Origin of the sequence: Oleidesulfovibrio sp., assembly GCF_047973035.1 — a bacterium.
Lineage (GTDB): Bacteria > Desulfobacterota > Desulfovibrionia > Desulfovibrionales > Desulfovibrionaceae > Oleidesulfovibrio.
Window position 1 is genome coordinate 1 of record NZ_JBKEBF010000017.1, and the last position, 18,511, is coordinate 18,511.

An 18,511-nucleotide genomic window follows, 5' to 3' on the forward strand; every position below is an offset into this window, starting at 1 on the left:
ATCATGCCTTTTGTTACGGCAGAAATCTGGAGCGTGCTGCCCGGTGCCGGAGGTTCCGATATCGCATTGGAACGTTTCCCCGAAGCTCGTCCCGGCTGCGTACAGCCTGAAGCTGAAAAGCGCATGGAAATGGTACAGGGTGTTATTTCCGCCATACGTACCATCAAGGCCGAACTGAACATCGCCCCCACAACGCGTCTGAACGCAATGGTGCGTGTGGCGTCCGAAGATGCTCTGGCGGAACTGCAGGCCAATGACGAAGTTATCCGCGTGCTTGCCCGCCTGAACGAGCTGACTCTGGGTGTTGATGTGACCGGACCTAAAGCCTCTGCCTCAGCAGTTGTTGAAGGCAACGAAGTTATCGTTCCGCTGGAAGGTCTGGTCGACTTTGACGCTGAACTTGCCCGTCTGGATAAAGAGTTGGGCAAATTGGGCAAAGAAAAAGAAAAGCTGGAAGCCAAACTGGCAAATGAGAGCTTTGTAAGCCGTGCCCCTGCTGACATCGTAGCTAAAGAGCGTGCCCGTGCCGAAGAACTGGGCGCAGCGCAGGAAAAGCTTGAAAGTCTGCGCAAGCGGCTTGCAGACGCTATGAATTAGCTCTAAAACAGAGTACCTTATGCTGCAGTGCGGGTGCGTCGCGTTATGGTCGGAAAGCCGGCGGCGCGCCCGCTTTTTCTTACGGGCTTCAGCCCGCAAGGTGTGTTCCCGCCTGTGCTGCCTGCAGGAACAGAGCACCGGTTCTGTTCTGCAACGGCAAAACAGGCTGCTTCGGCAGCATGTTGCAGCAACAGAGTCTGCACACACCACACAGAGCTTTTAAAGACGCCGGAGCGCTCCGGCCCCCATATGGAGGAAGGATGAAAGTTTATCTGATCGGCGCCGGTCCCGGCGACCCCGGCCTGCTGACCATCAAGGGGCGTGACGTGCTGAAGCGCGCCGACGTCATCGTATATGACTATCTGGCAAATGATGCCTTTCTGAATTACGCCAAGCCCGGTGCAGAAATTATTTATGTAGGCAAGAAAGGCGGCGACCATACCTTGTCGCAGGAAGGCATCAACAAGCTTATTGTCGATAAGGCGAAAGAAGGAAAAGTGGTTGCGCGTCTGAAAGGCGGCGACCCTTATGTCTTCGGTCGCGGAGGCGAAGAAGCCGAAGAACTGCTTGATGCCGGTGTTGAGTTTGAAGAAGTGCCCGGTATCACCTCCGCCGTTGCCGGGCCCGCCTATGCCGGTATTCCGCTGACGCACCGCAGCTATTCTTCTTCCGTATCGTTCATCACCGGTCACGAAGACCCCACAAAGCCTGAATCCGCCCATAACTGGAAGGCTCTGGCAGAAAGCGCCAGCACTCTGGTCTTTTTTATGGGTATGAAGAACCTGCCTGAAATTTCGCGCAAGCTTATTGAAGCAGGCATGGACCCCGATACCCCCGCAGCACTGGTCCGCTGGGGCACCACATCGCGCCATCGGAGCCTTGCCGCTACCATCGGTACGCTGCCTGAAGAAGGTAAAAAGGCCGGATTCTCTTCTCCCAGCCTTATCGTAGTGGGCCATGTGGTCAAACTGCGCGATAGCCTGAACTGGTTTGAACAACTGCCGCTTCTGGGTAAGGGCGTAGTTGTTACCCGTGCCCGCGAGCAGGCCAGCGGCCTTGCCTCCAGCCTGACCGATCTGGGTGCGGAAGTAATCCAGTTCCCCACCATTCTTATCCGCCCGCTGGAAGATTATGCGCCTGTGCATGACGCAATCCGCCGCCTGCCTGAATACGACTGGCTGGTCTTTACCTCCGTCAACGGCGTAAAACATTTCTGGCAGCAGCTGGCAGAACTCAAGCTGGACAGCCGCGCTCTGGGCAAGGCAAAGGTTGCGGCCATCGGCCCCGCCACTGCCGATATTCTGCGTGAAAAAGGCATCGAGCCTGATTTTATTCCTGAAAAGTACGTCGCCGAAGGCGTGGTCAAAGGCATGATCGAACTTGGCATGGACGGCAGCAAGATTCTGCTGCCCCGCGCAAAAGTTGCCCGCGAAGTGTTACCCGAAGAGCTTGTCCGCGCCGGTGCGCAGGTGGACATTCTGCCCGTGTACGAAACCGTACCTGGCGACGCCAATCGCCAGACTGTGCTGGATATGCTGGAAGAGGGCCGCATTCACTGCATCACCTTCGGCAGCTCGTCCACTGTTGATAACTTCTTCTTGCTGGTTGAGCCGGAAGTCATGCGTCAGTACGAAAAGGTGCACATGGCCTGCATCGGCCCTGTTACCCGCAAGACGCTGGAACGTTATGGTTTTGCCTGCACAATCCAGCCGGAAGATTACACCATCCCCGCTCTTGTGGATGAGCTGGTTGTCCAGCTGCCCAAGGCTTAATATTCCTTACTATGCATGCTTCACGGGCCGGATTGTTCCGGCCCGTGTTCTTTGTTCTATGGTGCAACGACGGTGTGACCGCTTGCGGCGCAGGTTAATCGCTTTTACTCTGTGCTGAACCGACAGGAAGCCCGGTCGCCTTTTATACGGATACCGTATGGTGCATGGTAGCCGTGTGCGGGTGATTTGCGTATGCAGCGCCTGTTTTTCAGCATTAGTAACCAGTGAGGATTCTATGAACCGTACCGGCACAGTTAGAGCAGTGTGCATTAGCGAACGGAAGGGGGAGCGTAAGCAGGTGGTGGATTCCATCGAATTGCGTGAAGATTATGGCGTAGAAGGCGATGCGCACGGCGGCTCCGGTCGTCAGGTCAGCCTGCTTGCCGTGGAAAGTGTGGATAAGATGCGCTCCCGCATGCCTACCTTGGCAGCCGGTGACTTTGCCGAAAATCTGCTGGTGGAAGGTCTGCCTCTGACCAATCTTATTCTGGGCGCCAAGTTGCGCGTGGGTGACAGCGTAGAGCTGGAAATTACCCAGATCGGCAAGAAGTGTCATAATAAGTGCAATATTCACAAAACCGTCGGATTTTGTATAATGCCCACTGAAGGGGTGTTTGCACGGGTGCTGAAAGGCGGCACCGTGCGCGACGGCGATTCCATTGCTTTAATGTAAGCGTATTCTGCCGCCCTGCTTTTTTGCGGGGCGGTGTTTTATAACTGTGACAGGAGGCGTTATGCCGCTGCAACTGGCGGTGCTGGCTTCGGGCAATGGTTCGAACCTGCAGGCTGTGCTTGATAGAATTGCTGATGGAGCGTTGGATGCAGAGGTGCGTCTGGTCGCCTCCAACAAAGAGGACGCCTTTGCGCTGGAACGTGCGCGCAAGGCAGGAGTGCCCGTATGGGCACGCAGCCATACCGCGTTTGCAGACAGGGAAAGCTTTGATACTGCGCTGGTGGAAGCCATCCGGCAGGCAGGGGCGGATACCATAGTGCTGGCGGGCTATATGCGCCTGCTCACCCCTGTTTTTCTGAATGCTTTTCCCCGCAGGGTCATTAATATTCATCCGGCGCTGCTGCCCAGCTTTCCGGGAGTGCGGGGCGTGGCGGATGCCGTGAATTACGGTGTGCGCATTGCTGGGTGCACAGTGCATTTTGTGGATGAAATAATGGACCACGGGCCGGTGATTATTCAGGCCGCCATCCCCATGACTGCGGCGGACTCCCTTGATGCCGTACTCGAGCGGGTGCATGCCGTGGAACATAGAATTTACCCGCAGGCTCTTCAGTGGCTTGCGGAAGGACGGCTGAAGCTTGAAGGGCGCGTTGTTCACCTTGCTTCGTCTGACAAGGGACTTGCTGCCCCGCAGCCTGACATGCTCATTTCGCCTGCTCTGGAACAGGGATTTTAGACCGGCAGGCTTAGAGGGAGCCGGCCAGCAGGCAGACGTGTACAATGCGTCAACTGGACAGGTTGCCGGATTGGCTTCAGGCCGGACTTCCGGGTGATCTTTCGGACAGGCTACGGGCCGGACTAATGAGTGGCCAGACGAGTGGCCAGACGAGTGGCTAGGCGAGTGTGCTGACGAGCGGGCTGATGAACGGGTTGCGGCATGAAAGTATATAATCACCCCTAACCGCAGCCAGCCCAGTGCTACCTGAAAGTGCTATCCTGCCTGTAGCGCAAAGGCTTTTCGTAATCCGGTTTAACGGTTATGGTGCCGGCGGATGGTGTAAAGGGTACAGCTTAGGTTGTAGCCGAACCAGTATTGCAACGCACCTGCTGCGGTAAGGTCTGAGCAGGTACTTTTGAATTGAATATTCGTCTGCTGTCGTTGACTCGGGCTGTGCAAGCGGCAGTCCGTGCCTGAATCCTGCCGGATGACAGCGCTCATTATGCTTTTTTTGTATGTCTGCAGAGTAAAAGAAGGCTGCTACATGGATATTTCTTCCGTCAATTTGAATCTGCTGGTTGCGCTTAAAGCGCTGCTGGACGAAGGCAACGTGACCCGTGCAGCCGAAAGATTGCACATAACACAGTCGGGCATGAGCAAGAACCTTGCCCAGTTGCGCGAACTGTTCAACGACCCCCTTCTGGTTCGTTCCGGTAATTCATTGGTACTTACCGAGCGAGCCCGTGATCTGGAAGGGCCGCTGGAAGTTGTGCTGGGGAATGTCCGGTCTCTTTTTGAGGCGCAGCATTTTGACCCCGCAACATGTCGCCGTTCGTTTACTCTGGCGGTTACGGACTACGTGGCGCAATACATTCTGCCGGATGCGCTTGGCGCTATTCTGGCAGCAGCGCCCGGCATAGATATTCAGGCCATTGGCTGGGAACCGGACAGTATGCGTTCGCTCGCCGAAGGCAAAATCGATATGGCTACCTGCCTGACAGAAGGAGTTCCTTCTTCTGTGGAACAGCTGCGCGTGGGTGAAGACCGCTTTGCCTGCCTGATGCGTGAAGGCCACCCTCTGGCTTCGGCTGGTGCCATTACTCTGGATGAGTACGTTGACGCTGCCCATGCTGTCATTACCATCGGCGGCGATAAAGTGCGGATCATCGACAGAATGCTCGGCAAGCTGGGGCATGCACGCAACATCCGGTTACATGTGCCGTTTTATGCGTCTGCCATAGAAATCGTTGCGCGTACCGATCTTCTTCTGACGCTGCCATCCCACGTTGCACGCAATGTCATTCAGGCGCGTACCCACGGCGAGGCCGGACTTGTGTGGGTGCCGTTACCCTTTGAGATTGATCCGTTTGAATATGCCATTATCTGGCATGCCCGCTTCCATGGCGACCCCGGCCACAGGTGGGTGCGCGAGATGCTGTTTGCCCAGATGCAGTCCTCGCTGTTTGCCCATTAAGTAATGATTTTTAAATCTGACGACAGGCAGGCGCTTATTCGTCTGCCTGTTTTTTTTAGGTTACAGGTGTTATGAGTTCTCGTTATGTATCAGCAGGGAGTTATCTGTGCTTGAATCAATAATGATTTTGTTGGCTGCCTGTTTTTTCGGGCGTATGACCCCCGGTCCTGACATGCTGCTGATAATGCGCCATGCCATGGCTGTGCCACAAGGTGAGAGGCCGCTTGCGGCGTATGCCTGTGTAGCAGGCATTTGCCTCGGACTTATGGTGCATGTGTCGCTTTCCGTGATGGGGCTGGCATTGGTAATTCAAAATTACCCTGCGGTATTTCGCGGTATTCAGATAGCTGGCGCACTCTATCTGCTCTATGTGGCCTACCGTTGTTTTCAGGGGGTTCGTGGCGGAAGTTCGCTGTTTGCAACGGCTGATATGATGCGCAAACAGGTTAGTGTAAAACAGGGTTTTTTTGACGGTTTGTTTTGCAACCTTCTTAACCCTAAAGTCACCCTGTTTATCCTCAGCGTATTTACACAGATAGTCTCTGTGGATTCCACCCAGTGGCAGAAGGCTGTCTACGGCGGGATTATTGTGGTGGAGGCGTTTTTCGGCTGGCTGCTGTTTGTTTGCATGCTGAACACGTCGTTCATTCGTCGCCTATATGGGGGCAGGCAGGGCGCCATGAATCTGATTACAGGCATTTTGTTTGCGGTGCTGGGCGTAGCCATGCTGCTGGCTGGCTGATTTCGGGAGCAGCAACAAGCGGGTGGGTTCTTTTGTGCGAGCACTGCGGTGTCTGCGATATCAGTTGGTTAGGCGCAGTAGACTTGAGGTTTGACAGGCCATACCATAATTATTTGAATGGATATCAAGTGACTCAGCGTAACAGGTAGCCCGCTGAGTGTTCGTTGCAACTTGGATTCAGGTTCGTTGCCAGTTTCGCCGCTGCCTGCCGGCACTACGAAAAATCATCGAGTTTGGGGACGGATTGCGGCCCTTCGACGGGAATAGTGATAGTGAACTTTGTGCCAAGCCCTTCTTCAGATTCCGCCGTCAGTGAACCTCTGTGGTTTTTGGCGATAATAAAGTACGACACGGAAAGGCCTAACCCTGTTCCTTGCCCTGTCTGCTTGGTAGTGAAAAACGGTTCAAAAATTCTACGCTTGGTTTCGGTGCTCATTCCTGTTCCGTTATCTTCTACTTCAATAACCGCCCACTTTCCTTCCTGACGGGTGGTCAGGCTTATACGCGGCACAAAATCAGCCTTGCTTCCTGCCTGCTTCAACTGTGCCCCTTTTGCTGCAACCGACTGCGCAGCGTTACGCAGCAGGTTAAGCAGCACCTGTTCCAGCTCGATGGGGTAGCAGATGACATCCTGCATGTCAGAGGCAAAGTTGCGCTCGATTGTTACCATGCGAAAGTCATATTTTTTCTTCAGGTCATAGTCGCTGGAGGCAAGCTGTATTGTCCGGTCCAGAGTGGAGTGCAGATTGGTCGTCGTCGGGCTGGAGTCACTGCGGCGTGAGAAAGTGAGCATGTTGGATACAATAGCCGCTGCGCGTTCTCCGGAATCCTGTATCCCCTGCAAAAACGATGTTATTTTACGCTGTTCCATGTATGCAAGAATGCTGTGCAGCGTACAGCCTGACTTTTCTGCCGCAACGTGGTTGGCTGACAGAGAGTTTGAAATTCTTCTGCGTATATTCTGCGTACCTTGCAGGATTGCGCCCAGCGGATTGTTGATCTCATGTGCCATACCGGCAGCAAGACCGCCTACAGACATCATTTTTTCTGTCTGAATCATCAATTCTTCCATATGGATTCGCTGGGTTATATCGTCAACACGCAGCACACCGCCTGCAAACCCTTCCGGCAGCGGTGCTAGTTGCGCTTCTTCATGTACGGTGACACCCTGCTTGTTTTTACTGGTCAGGGTCAGACGTAACGGAGTGCGGTTGCGGATTGCTTCAACCAGTTGGTCCATCTGGTCCGCAATCTGAGGAAGGATGCTTTGTATGTTCGGTAAAGGGTGCGAGGTAAGTTCAGAGTTCACCCGCTCTTTCGCATGACGGTTCATATGTGTGACATTGCCTTGTGCATCAAGGGCAACCACTACAGAAGGCATGGCGTCGATGATACTTTGCACAAAAGTGCGTTCCCGCCAGATTTCTGCCTGACGTTCTTCAAGCGCAGTTGACATATTGTCAAATTCCATGCGCATTTCATGAAATTCTTCATACGTTTCCAGACTGCTGTGTTTCAGAGGCCATGCACCCATTGCCACACTTTTGATGGTGCCGGTGAATTCCTGCAGGGGTTTTGCTATGCCGCGCTGCAGTTCATACAAAAACGCTGCTGCCAGCATGGCATACAATGTGGTGAATAACGCGACAAACGCAAGAATCTGTCTGGAAATTTCTGTCAGGATTTGACTGGTTGGCATAATGTGCAGCACTACCCAGCCGGTCGTCGGCAGACGCATGGCAGACACGCGTACCAGTTCACCGTTAAAGTCTGCAGAGCCGGAAAATGATCCTTTGCTTTGTATCTTGGCATAGACCGGGCGTAACCCGATGTTGGCAAACTGGCGCACATTGTCCCATTGCGGGTGCGCCATGATATTGCCCCATGCATCTGTCAGAACCATGAGGCTTTGTTCCTGCGGGAAAAGCTCTGCCAGATATTGCTGGATGGTTTTTAACCGTAACTCTGCTACCAGCATGGTTTCATCAGGAAGCGCCTGTCCCAGATAAATACCCATTTCGCCATCGGTGGACATGCTTAAAGGTTGGCTTACCAGTGCGTTAGGTATAAAAACGGGTAGCAGGGGCACCGCAAGTTCCTGCCCGGGGTTGGACGGAGGGACACTGTGGATAATTTTATTATCCGTATCAACAAGCATTATTTTAGTGAAATGAGGGTAAAGCTCCTGCAAACTGTGCATTGCCTGTTGTTTTCCGTACTTACTTTCCTGTATCCCGGCATCAAGTGATTTATACGCTGCATTCATGAAATCGTTTACGAGCGTGGCAACGATGTTGGCGCTATACTGACTTCGGCTTTCGAATTCGTTAATCCTGCTCTGATAAGAAAAAGAGGCCAGAAAGAGTGCACTGAGTAAACCCAGAGCCCCCATCCAGCGTATGAGTTTTGAACTGATGGTTCTGCTGAGAGAAGGCCGCCTGCCTGTCATCATTGCAACGCCTCAAAAACCCCGTTTTTTACCGTGGAAATATAAAGAGGCATGTGAGCATCGCCGTATTCGTCCAGCGTTATTATGCTGGTCAGCCCGTCATGCTTGCGAATGCTTTTTAAGGCATCTCGCAACCCCTCTTTGCTGCCCTTTGTTTTTTCAAGCGCATTTGTAAGCAGCATCATTGCAGAATAGCTGTACACGCCGGGAAAGCCGGGCTTCCACCCGAAGCGGGCTTGGAATCTGTCAAGAAACTCTTTGTGTTCCTGTCGGCTCACAGTGATGGGGTACGGGTGCGCGAAGATTGTGCCTTCAACTGCAGAGCCGCCTTGTGAGATTAATGCGGGGGTGAGTGCCCATGAGGATGAATATCTGGTGCCGGTATAGCCCATCTGGCCCATGTGTGTAAGCAGGAGTGCAGTGTCTCTGGCGGATGATGCCGTGAAAATTACTTCTGCTTTTGATTGCACAGCCTTTTTAGCAGCGTTCAAGATAGAGGAAGGGTCGGTAGAGACAAACGGAATTGAAGCGATGGCCATCCCGCCTTTTTTTGTAAAACCTTGTACTGCAGCATCAATATACGTGTGGGTGTATTCTTCATTAACCACGTCAAATATTGTTGCTGCTGTTTTTGCACCATGGCTGCCTGCATGTTCTCCTGCTGCCTGACCGATCTTAGCATTGCTGGTAATCATGCGGAACATGTTGTCATCCCGCCCTTCGAGCTTGTATGTGGAAGCCGTGGGAGAAATGTACAACGTGTCAACTCCGGCATCCAATACTGCCTGCATCTGGGCACTGGTCATATGCCCGATGATCGCTACGGCTCCATGCGAAATCAGGGAGTTGTCGGCACTGACGGCTTCTTTCGGGGTATAACCGTCATGGGCAGATAACAGCCGCAGCTTTGCACCGTGAATGCCGCCTTTGGCGTTCAGCTCTTCAATGGCCATGATCACGGCGTTGCGTCCTTCCACGCCTAAATCGGAATACTTGCCTTCCAGAGGGCCGGAAAAGCCGATGATTATTTCCTTGGGAGGTTGTGCAAGATACAGCGCACAGGCTAAAAGAATGCCACCGATGATGAGTATAAGAACCGGAATCAATTTTTGACGCATTGTTGCAACCATGCGGTTCTCCAGACTGCAGATTAAGCGGGACAGGCTGATGTTCAGATTTTAATTATCTCGCCCGTATTCTGCTTTTGCAACCCCTTATAGCAAAATAGTTCTCTTATGGAGGTGTTATGCCCTCTGCATTCACATTGCAGGTGACGGACGCTGACCGTGTTTTTTTAATGGCTACAGCACGTTCTGTCATTTTAGACAAACTTGAAGGGCGCGAGCAGATTCTTTCTGAACCGTCGGCTGGATGTTCTTCCGTTGTTTCCATGGAACTGGGTGCCTTCGTGACGCTGGAACAGGGTGGTGCGCTTCGCGGATGTATCGGGCAGGTTGTGGGCAAGGGGCCGTTGTATAAAGCTGTTGCCCGTATGGCTCTGGCTGCGGCGTTCGACGACGGACGTTTTTTGCCTCTTACAAGGGAAGAGGCGGATGATGTGCATATTTCCATTTCCATAATGGGGCCGATAGAGGTATGCCCTGACCCTGAACTTGTTGAAGTGGGCAGACACGGGCTGATTATGCAGCAGGGTGCCCGTTCGGGGCTGTTGCTGCCGCAAGTCGCCGTTGAGTGGGAGTGGGACAGAAATACATTTCTGGCTCAGACTTGCCGTAAAGCCGGTTTACCTGCTGATGCATGGCAGGATGCTGCCACCCGCATTTTGTGGTTCGAAGCTGTGGTGCTGAAATAAGTTACCGCAGCATGGCTGTGGAATTTCCTCTGAACACTGTTGCTGAACTGTTTCTGGAGACGAACTATGTCTGGTGATACACCTGCTGTCGCGGGGGCTGAGCATAGCGCGGTGGATAACCGTCGTATGTTGATTTTTCTTGTGATACTTGCGCTCTGTTCTGCTTTTGCCTTTCAGGGGTGGCGCACTCTGCTGAATAACTATGCAGTGGAGGTTGCCGGTCTTTCCGGATTGCAGATGGGGCTTGTGCAGTCGTTGCGTGAGGTTCCCGGTTTTTTAGCGCTCGGCGTGGTTTTTTTGCTTTTGTTTATACGCGAGCATAAACTGGCCGCATTTTCTATTGTCATACTGGGGTGCGGCGTCATTCTAACCGGACAGTTCCCATCCTTTGCAGGTGTGGCGGCAACCACCATGTTGATGTCTTTCGGGTTTCATTATTACGAAACTCTTAACCAGTCCCTGATTCTGCAGTACTTCGGCAAAGGCGAAGCTCCGGTTATTATGGGGCGCATACGCGGGTTCACTGCCGGAGCCAATCTTGCCGTAGGCGGCTCCATTGCGCTGCTGTCATTGTGGTTGTCATATTCTTCTCTGTTTATTCTTGTGGGCGGCGTTGCCGTATGCGGCGGTATATGGGCTTTAGGGCAGAACCCCTCCAGCCCGTCGGCACCGCGTCAGAATAAAGGCATTGTCTTGCGAAGCCGGTACTGGCTTTTTTATCTGCTTACATTTTTAAGCGGGGCGCGAAGACAGATTTTCGTAGCGTTTGCCGTATTTCTTATGGTGGACAAGTTCGGCTTCGGCATTACGGAAGTCACCTTGCTCTTTATTGCCAACAACGTGGTAAACTGGTTTTTAAGCCCTGCCATAGGGCGGGCTGTAAACCGTTACGGCGAACGCAGCATGCTTACAGTGGAGTACGTGGCTCTGGTTTTTGTTTTTCTTGGTTACGCAGTGGCGCAAACCAAGTGGCAGGTGGCGGCACTATATATTGCAGACCATGTTTTTTATAACTTTGCGCTTGCCATAAAAAGCTATTTTCAAAAAATTGCAGATCCTGCGGACATTGCGCCCAGCATGGCTGCCAGCTTTACCATCAACCACATCGGTGCGGTTATATTACCGGCTCTTGGCGGGTATCTGTGGATGATTGATTACAGAATTCCTTTTGTGGGGGCCGCCGCTCTCGCCTGCGTTTCCTTGCTTATGTCGCAGTTTATTCCCTTGACCATGCGCAAAGCAGAATAGGCGAAAGAGTGCCGGAAAAGCGCTGTTCCGCATAACGGCGGGTTAATCTTGCGGATTAGCTTGATTCACTCTCTGGGGGTGGCTATTGTTGCAGTAATAACCGTCAAACTGCGGAGGCTGATATGGTTACTTCTCAATCTGTAAGTGTGATGACTTCGGTACATTTCCGGCGTGCAATGATTCTGGTTGCGGCAGTTTTTATACTTTCGCTGGTGGTTGCATCTGCCCATGCAGCGCAGCCCACAGCCCGTAAGACACTGCCCGATACCCCCGCAGCCGCGCCTGACCGCAGCGTTCCTGTTGCCATAGAACATGAAGGCGTGGATACCGCGGGAGCGCGGCTGGCTTTTGAACTGAAAGAATTGTTCAACAGTTCCGGACTGTTTACCCTGACGGAAAAAGACGAGCCCAAGTATCGGGTGCTGATTTCGACTATGGCGGAGTTTCCTTCACGGCCGGAGGTCGGCTCCGTGTTTTCTGTAGTCTGGGTTTATTCTGAAAGTGAAGGCACCTTGCGTCATTATCTGGCGCGCGATGTGGGTGTTGTCACAATGGACTCAGTAAAGGATATTGCGCTTGCGCTTGCCGAACGTACCGATGGTATCGGTGTGAAGTATTCCTACCTGTTTGAACGGTAACCGGAGGCGCATGTGGAAAAGCATTTACTGGTGACAGTCAGTGAACACAGTGCGTATTCCGCCGGTCTTCGGTTTGCGTGCGGGTGCTTTGATGAACCGGCACGTGTGCGGCTGACGTTGCTGTATGTGATGCCTCCGTATGAAGAAGCCTCGGCAGAAGGGGCGTTGGCCCGGACAAAAGCGCAGAGCCTGCTGGACGGAGCTCAAGCCTGGGCAGCGTCGCAAAAAATTCCCTTTGGTAATATTGAGACAAAAGCGCTGGCGCGCCAGTTCGGAGTGCTGCGCGACATCATCGAAGAAGCCCGCAAGGGCTTATATGATGCCGCTGTGGTTGGCAGCAGGTATCTGAGCAGGCTGGAGCAGATGTATGAAGACAGCGTGAGCCGCGGGTTACTGTGGGAAGCTGTTGATTTTCCTGTCTGGATATGCCACCAGCCTGATGCACAGCGCAGGAATCTGCTTTTGTGCCTCGACGGGGATGAAGCATCGTACAGGATAGCGGATCATGCTGCGTTTATGCTGCATGACTCTCCCCGCCATTCAGTCACGCTGCTGCACTTCAGGCGTGAAGGAATGGACTCCAAAGCTGTTGTTGATAAAGGGCGCGATATTCTGCTGCGCAACGGAATGTCTGCCGTGCGTATCAATACTCTGGTCATGGACAGCACAACCCCTGTGGAAAGTATTCTTCGTATAGCTGATGAAGACAGCTATGCAGTGGTGGCTGTAGGCCGCAACAAACGTCATCCTGATACTTTTTTCAGCAGACTTTTTACTCAGTCTGTTACGTTACGACTTAAGGAAAACACGCAAAGGTTTGCTTTGTGGGTCAGCCAATAGAGGACATTGTGGCGGAAAAATTTACCAGCCTTGCCGGTGTGCGGCGCCATACTCCCGGCTTTATTGCGCCTATGACACTGCTGAATGCGGCACCTGCAGCGGCATATCTTGTTTCTGCCGAAGGCATTTTGCTGGAGTGCAATACGACGTTTGCGGCCATTGTCGGCAAATCAGCAGAAGAACTCACAGGCAAAAACTTGCGGGAAGTGTTGCGTGGTGCGGACTGGGGAGTGCACGAGCGTGCCTTTGAACATTGCGTACAGCACGCCGAGACTGTGCGCTACGAATTGTTGACGCAGAAGGGATGGCGGGCGTTTTCGTTATACCCCGTGTCTGCAGCAGGTCAGCGTGTGGCGTGTGTTGCGGGCTATGCTTTGTTGCTGTCATCGCAACCCGCCCGCGGCGTTGCGACGTTTTCTGCCGAAAGCCTTACACAAGTGACGCAGCTTGAACCGGAAAAAGCCCATGCCGCACGTGCTGCGATGGCCTATCTTTCACCAACAGGGCAGGTCATGCAGGCTAGTACCGCTATTTGTGAAATGCTGGGGCTGCAGCAACAGGAGCTAAGAGGGCGCAGCCTTGCCGAATTGTTTCATCCTGAAGACAGGGAGCTAGTGCAACGTCACATCTCGTGCGGAGTGCTGGCAGGTGTGGACGGCGTTTCCTTTGACGCCCGCCTGTGCATTGAGGAACAGCCGGAACGCTGGTGCAAGGTCAGCTGTCTGGGAGTTAACGCGGCAGAAGAGTTGCCTCTTTTCGGGGTGGTTGTGCTGGAAGATGTTTCCGAAGTCATGCAACTGCGCGCGGACGCGGTACGTGCCGGTCAGCTGGCTTCGCTGGGAGAGTTGGCAGCGGGGGTTGCTCATGAAATTAACAACCCCGTGAATGGCATCATTAACTATGCTCAGATCCTGCTTGAGTTGGTGGAACAGAAAGAAGCCGGATTTGAAGCGGATCTTTCCAGAAAGATTATTAAAGAAGGCAGCAGAATAGCAGATATCGTACATAACCTGCTTTTTTTTGCCAGAGACAGAAAACAGTCGCTGAATGTGATTTCCATGCCGACTGTTCTTAGCGAATCATTAGACCTTACCCGTTCGTTGCTACAGCGCGAAGGCATTGACCTTGATATCGTGATTTCCCCTGATCTGCCTCTGGTGCGCGGACGCAGCCGTGAATTGCAGCAGGTTTTTTTGAATGTGATCAGCAACGCCCGTTACGCACTGAACCTGCGTTATGAAGAGCCTTGTCCGGATAAGCGCCTGACAATACGTCTGTTCAGCGAGCGCAGGCAGGGCGGGCAATGGATTGTTACGGAGTTTGAAGACAGTGGCGGAGGCATTCCGCGTGATATTCATGCCAGAGTGCTGAATCCTTTTTTTTCCACAAAGCCTGAACGCGAAGGTACCGGTCTGGGGCTTTCCATAAGTCAGAGTATTCTGCAGGCCCATGGTGGCGTGCTGGATCTGGAAAGTGACGGTCAGAACTATACCCGTGTGCTGGTCAGGCTGCCGGTGTCTTCAGGAGCAGAGTAATGGCACGTATTCTGGTAGTGGATGACGAAGAGTCCATCTGCTTTACTTTCAGAGTGTTTTTGTCCGGTGCGGGGCATACGGTGGAGACAGCCTCTTCGTATGCCGAAGCAATGCACAGCATCAGCCAGCATACTCCTGATCTGATTTTTGCTGATATTATGCTGGGAGGCCCCAGCGGCATTGATCTGCTGCGTTCCGTACGCGCCCGTGATCTTGACGCGCCTTTTATCTTGATTACCGGCGAACCCAGCATGGACACTGCTGTAGAAGCGGTTGCTCTGGGGGCTTTTCAGTACCTTTTCAAGCCGGTGGATAAAGAGGCCTTGCTACAGGCCGCGACTATCGCGTTGCGCCATAAATGCCTGATGGATGAAAAAGAGCGGTTGCAGGAAGAAAAGGAAGCGCTTGGCAGCCATTTGAAGGCGGTTTTTAACGCAGTGCCGGACGCCATTGTCACCGTGTCTTATGATTACACCGTGCTCAGTGCGAACGAAGCCTCACGCGCGATTCTCGGTATTGATCCGGAAAAAGTGCAGGGCAAGCCCTGTGTGGATGCACTGGGGACCGCTGCGGGTGTATGCATGCCCATGCTTATTGAAGCGCTCAGGCATCAGCATAGCGTTCAGCGGTCCGGCGAACCGCTGGTGCTGGACTCCGGCGAAGTCATTGTTGACTTGACTGCGGTACCTCTTGGCGCTCCTTCTGCGCAAAGTACGGAGCCTGCCCCGGAGTCTGTTCCGGATGAGTTTGATCCGCAGTTGCAGCAAGCAGCGTCGCAGGCAGCGCGGGCTGGCAGCGAAGGCATATCAGGTGTGCAGGATGCCGCGCCCTCCGCAGGTGTGGGCGTGATGCTGATGGCGCGTGACGTAACAAGGCTGGTTGGTCTGGAACGGGCTTTGGAAGCGCAGCGTTCGCAACTGGGCATGATCGGACGCAGCAGTGAAATGCGCAATGTGTTCAGACTGGTTGAAAGCCTTGCCGACACAGATACCACTGTTCTTGTGACAGGCGAAAGCGGTACGGGCAAAGAACTGATTGCTGATGCACTGCATCATACCGGAGCGCGCGGTAAGGGGCCGTTTGTAAAGGTCAACTGCTCCGCGCTGTCTGAAAATCTGCTGGAAAGTGAACTCTTCGGGCATGTGCGGGGAGCGTTTACCGGAGCGACCCGTGACCGTATCGGACGTATTCAGATGGCGCATGGCGGAACACTGTTCCTTGATGAAATCGGTGATATTTCCCCTTCCGTTCAGCTTAAGCTTTTGCGTGTGCTGCAAGAGAAGGAAATCGAGCGGGTAGGTGATGTCCAGCCGATTAAAGTGGACGTGAGGGTAGTTGCCGCCACTAACAAAAGTCTGCGGGATCTGGTTGCGCAGGGCTTGTTTCGCGAAGATTTATATTATCGGTTGAAAGTAGTGGAAATTCATCTGCCTCCTCTGCGGAATCGCCGTGAGGATATCCCTCTGCTGGCGGATTGCTTTGTTAAAGAGTTCAATAACCACTTCCAGCGCCGCGTAAGCGGGATTGAGAGTAAAGCTCAGCGGTTGCTTATTCAGTATAATTGGCCGGGCAATATTCGCGAACTGCGCCATGCGGTGGAGCATGCCTTTATTATGACCAACGGCTCAATTGTTCCTGCCTCCGCTTTGCCTCCAGAAATTCTGTACGCCGGTCAGACAGCGACCTATAAGCCGGTTGAGGGAGTAAAAAACGGATTTGTTTCTGAACCTCCTGCAACTTACAATTATTCCGCTGCATACCAGACTGATGATGTATGGGAAGAACGTCTTGCAGCCGCGATGAAAGAAGCAGGCGGTAATAAGGCCAAGGCCGCACGCATACTGGGGGTCTCGCGCCAGACCGTATATCGTAAGCTGCGGGAACTGGGGCTGGAAGGGTAATCGCGGGCAAGGGAGCATTAGCGGCTCGTTGCAGCCCTTCTTTTCCCTTCCGGTTCGTCTGCCGTGATGCCCCCGGCCACTCTGCAATATACAGAAGCTCTCAGGCAGACTGGTGCAGCAGTGTTTTTGTGTGTGGTCTGCCATCGGTAACGGCTTTTTATGTTGCTATGGCAGGGCACCGTAAGGATTACTGTAATTGACGTAGGTTTTGGCATGCTTGTTTTTTGTTTTAATAATTCAAATTATTTTAATGTGTTTCCGTTGGTATTGGTCTGAATGATGTTTTCGGGCCAAAGCTGGCGGAATTTTTTTTCCTTAAAATACAAGTGCCGGAGCAGGGGGAAGAAGTTCTTTTGTAGACATAAAGGTGTCGCTTCGGGTATCGCTTTCGAAGTTGTGTTTAAATTAGCCTAAATAAGACTAATATTGACTAGGAAGAACCATTACGGAGGATGCGATGAGGAAGCTGCTTCTTGTTCTGGCACTGGTAATGTGCCTGACCGGCGTTGCGTATGCCGAAAAGCCCGTTTTGATGATGGCCACCACAACCAGTACCGATAACACCGGTCTGCTTGACGTGCTTGCCCCCGAATTTACCAAAGACACCGGCATTGAGCTGCGCTGGACTGCCGTAGGCACCGGCAAGGCCTTGAAAATGGGTGAAAACTGCGATGTAGACGTACTGCTGGTACACGCTCCTGCCGCAGAAAAGAAATTTGTTGATGCCGGTTTCGGTGCTGCCCGTACCGAGTTGATGTACAACGACTTTGTAATTATCGGCCCTGCCAGCGACCCCGCAGGCGTAAAGGGTATGAACGTTGCGGACGCACTGGCCAAGATCGCAAAGCAGCAGGCTGTTTTCGTAAGCCGTGGCGACAACTCCGGTACACACAAGAAAGAACTTTCCTTGTGGAAGACCATGGGCTCTGCTCCTGAAAAAGAAGCATGGTACGTACAGACCGGTCAGGGCATGCTGCAGACCATTGCTGTCGCAGCAGAAAAGAACGGTTACACCATGACCGACCGCGGCACCTACATTAAGTACGAAGCATCCAAAAACGGCAATCCTGAACTGTTGGTTCTGGTGGATGGCGACAAAATTCTGTTCAACCAGTACAGCGCCATGCCTGTGAATCCCGCACATTGCCCGAATGTGAAAAAAGACCTTGCAGACAAGTTTGTCAGCTGGATGGCCGGCGCAAAGGCGCAGAAAGCCATCGGCGACTTCAAACTGCTGGGCAAGCCCCTGTTTACTCCCAACGCGCAGTAACGGGCTTTTGCTCCACCAGACAAACTGATACTTAGAGGGGCGCTTTGTCGCCCCTCTTGTCATTTCAGGTTGGCAGAAGTTATTTTTAATCCGTTACGTATTCGGGCTGTAACGGTTGTTAAGAGCACACTCAGGAACAGACATGAGCTTTATTGTGGATGGAATGGGGCAGGCTGCGGACCTGCTGCTCAGCGGAAATCCGGAAACATGGTCGGCTGTGTATGCCACGGTGGTTGTAACGGCCATGTCGGTTGTCGCCAGTTTTCTTATGGGGGCGCCGTTGGGATTTCTGTTGGGGTATTACTCTTTTCCCGGCAAACGTGCCTTACGCATGATTGCAGATACGCTGCTGTCGTTTCCCACGGTTGTCATAGGGCTTATTGTCTATGCCATGTTGTCAAACAGAGGCCCGCTTGGTGATCTGGGGCTGCTTTTTACTCTGCCGGGTGTCGCTATCGGCATGACGCTTCTGGGCCTGCCGATCATTATCGCCCTTACCGCCAATGCCGTTGAGTATGCCGACGGCGGTCTCAGGGACACGTTGCGTACTTTGGGCGCTTCAAACGGGCAGGTGCTGCGCGCCATGCTGTGGGAGGTCCGGTATCATATGCTGCTTGCGGCAATGGCGGCTTTTGGCCGCATTGTGTCGGAAGTGGGCATTTCGATGATGGTGGGCGGCAATATAAAATGGCATACGCGAACCATAACAACAGCCATTGCGCTGGAAACAGGCAAAGGGGAATTTGCCATGGGCATCGCGCTGGGAGTGGTGTTGATGGTCATCGCATTCGCAGTGAATTTTGCCTTGGCCGGACTTAAGCGCAGGACGGCAACCCGATGA

At 53.0% G+C, this 18,511-nt stretch carries 16 protein-coding genes; 14 read left to right on the plus strand and 2 right to left on the minus strand.

Annotated features, from left to right (window positions below):
* From ACK5LI_RS04815 to ACK5LI_RS04840, 6 genes are all read left to right on the plus strand, one after another.
* A partial coding sequence (locus tag ACK5LI_RS04815; protein ID WP_416946769.1) for a class I tRNA ligase family protein occupies positions 1-597 on the plus strand: 597 nt, incomplete at its 5' end.
* Between the two features lie 260 nt (positions 598-857).
* Positions 858-2,369, plus strand: a complete 1,512-nt coding sequence (gene cobA / locus ACK5LI_RS04820; RefSeq protein ID WP_416946771.1) for a uroporphyrinogen-III C-methyltransferase — start codon at positions 858-860, stop codon at positions 2,367-2,369.
* Between the two features lie 235 nt (positions 2,370-2,604).
* On the plus strand, positions 2,605-3,042 hold the full coding sequence (locus ACK5LI_RS04825) for an MOSC domain-containing protein (protein ID WP_416946773.1): 438 nt from the start codon (positions 2,605-2,607) through the stop codon (positions 3,040-3,042).
* A 61-nt stretch (positions 3,043-3,103) separates the two neighbouring features.
* Positions 3,104-3,778, plus strand: coding sequence for a phosphoribosylglycinamide formyltransferase (purN, locus tag ACK5LI_RS04830; protein ID WP_416946775.1), 675 nt, complete (start codon positions 3,104-3,106; stop codon positions 3,776-3,778).
* A 526-nt stretch (positions 3,779-4,304) separates the two neighbouring features.
* Complete coding sequence (locus ACK5LI_RS04835; protein ID WP_416946777.1) at positions 4,305-5,234, plus strand: LysR family transcriptional regulator; 930 nt, start codon at positions 4,305-4,307, stop codon at positions 5,232-5,234.
* Between the two features lie 106 nt (positions 5,235-5,340).
* Entirely contained in the window at positions 5,341-5,976 is a 636-nt protein-coding gene (locus ACK5LI_RS04840; RefSeq protein ID WP_416946779.1) for a LysE family translocator, read from the plus strand.
* Positions 5,977-6,190: 214 nt separating this feature from the next.
* Here ACK5LI_RS04840 and ACK5LI_RS04845 read toward each other — a convergent pair whose 3' ends face one another.
* On the minus strand, positions 6,191-8,428 hold the full coding sequence (locus ACK5LI_RS04845) for an ATP-binding protein (protein WP_416946781.1): 2,238 nt from the start codon (positions 8,426-8,428) through the stop codon (positions 6,191-6,193).
* Positions 8,425-9,555, minus strand: a complete 1,131-nt coding sequence (locus ACK5LI_RS04850; protein WP_416946783.1) for an ABC transporter substrate-binding protein — start codon at positions 9,553-9,555, stop codon at positions 8,425-8,427. Before ACK5LI_RS04850 ends, ACK5LI_RS04845 begins: the two co-directional genes overlap by 4 nt.
* Positions 9,556-9,671: 116 nt before the next feature.
* Here ACK5LI_RS04850 and amrA point away from each other — a divergent pair, with 116 nt between their 5' ends.
* From amrA to ACK5LI_RS04890, 8 genes are all read left to right on the plus strand, one after another.
* Entirely contained in the window at positions 9,672-10,238 is a 567-nt protein-coding gene (amrA, locus tag ACK5LI_RS04855; protein WP_416946785.1) for an AmmeMemoRadiSam system protein A, read from the plus strand.
* 66 nt (positions 10,239-10,304) lie between these two features.
* The gene (locus ACK5LI_RS04860; RefSeq protein ID WP_416946787.1) at positions 10,305-11,486 is read left to right on the plus strand and encodes an MFS transporter; all 1,182 of its coding nucleotides are present in this window, start codon (positions 10,305-10,307) and stop codon (positions 11,484-11,486) included.
* Positions 11,487-11,608: 122 nt separating this feature from the next.
* Positions 11,609-12,124, plus strand: a complete 516-nt coding sequence (locus ACK5LI_RS04865; RefSeq protein ID WP_416946789.1) for a hypothetical protein — start codon at positions 11,609-11,611, stop codon at positions 12,122-12,124.
* A 12-nt stretch (positions 12,125-12,136) separates the two neighbouring features.
* Complete coding sequence (locus ACK5LI_RS04870; protein WP_416946791.1) at positions 12,137-12,964, plus strand: universal stress protein; 828 nt, start codon at positions 12,137-12,139, stop codon at positions 12,962-12,964.
* On the plus strand, positions 12,949-14,499 hold the full coding sequence (locus ACK5LI_RS04875; RefSeq protein ID WP_416946793.1) for a PAS domain-containing protein: 1,551 nt from the start codon (positions 12,949-12,951) through the stop codon (positions 14,497-14,499). Before ACK5LI_RS04870 ends, ACK5LI_RS04875 begins: the two co-directional genes overlap by 16 nt.
* Positions 14,499-16,400 carry a sigma 54-interacting transcriptional regulator gene (locus ACK5LI_RS04880; RefSeq protein ID WP_416946795.1) on the plus strand — a complete coding sequence of 634 codons (1,902 nt, stop codon included), beginning with the start codon at positions 14,499-14,501 and terminating at the stop codon, positions 16,398-16,400. The genes ACK5LI_RS04875 and ACK5LI_RS04880 overlap by 1 nt, the downstream gene beginning before the upstream one ends.
* Positions 16,401-16,857: 457 nt before the next feature.
* Positions 16,858-17,670: a substrate-binding domain-containing protein gene (locus ACK5LI_RS04885; protein WP_416946797.1), complete on the plus strand. Its 813-nt coding sequence runs from the start codon at positions 16,858-16,860 to the stop codon at positions 17,668-17,670.
* Between the two features lie 142 nt (positions 17,671-17,812).
* Positions 17,813-18,511, plus strand: coding sequence for an ABC transporter permease (locus tag ACK5LI_RS04890; RefSeq protein WP_416946799.1), 699 nt, complete (start codon positions 17,813-17,815; stop codon positions 18,509-18,511).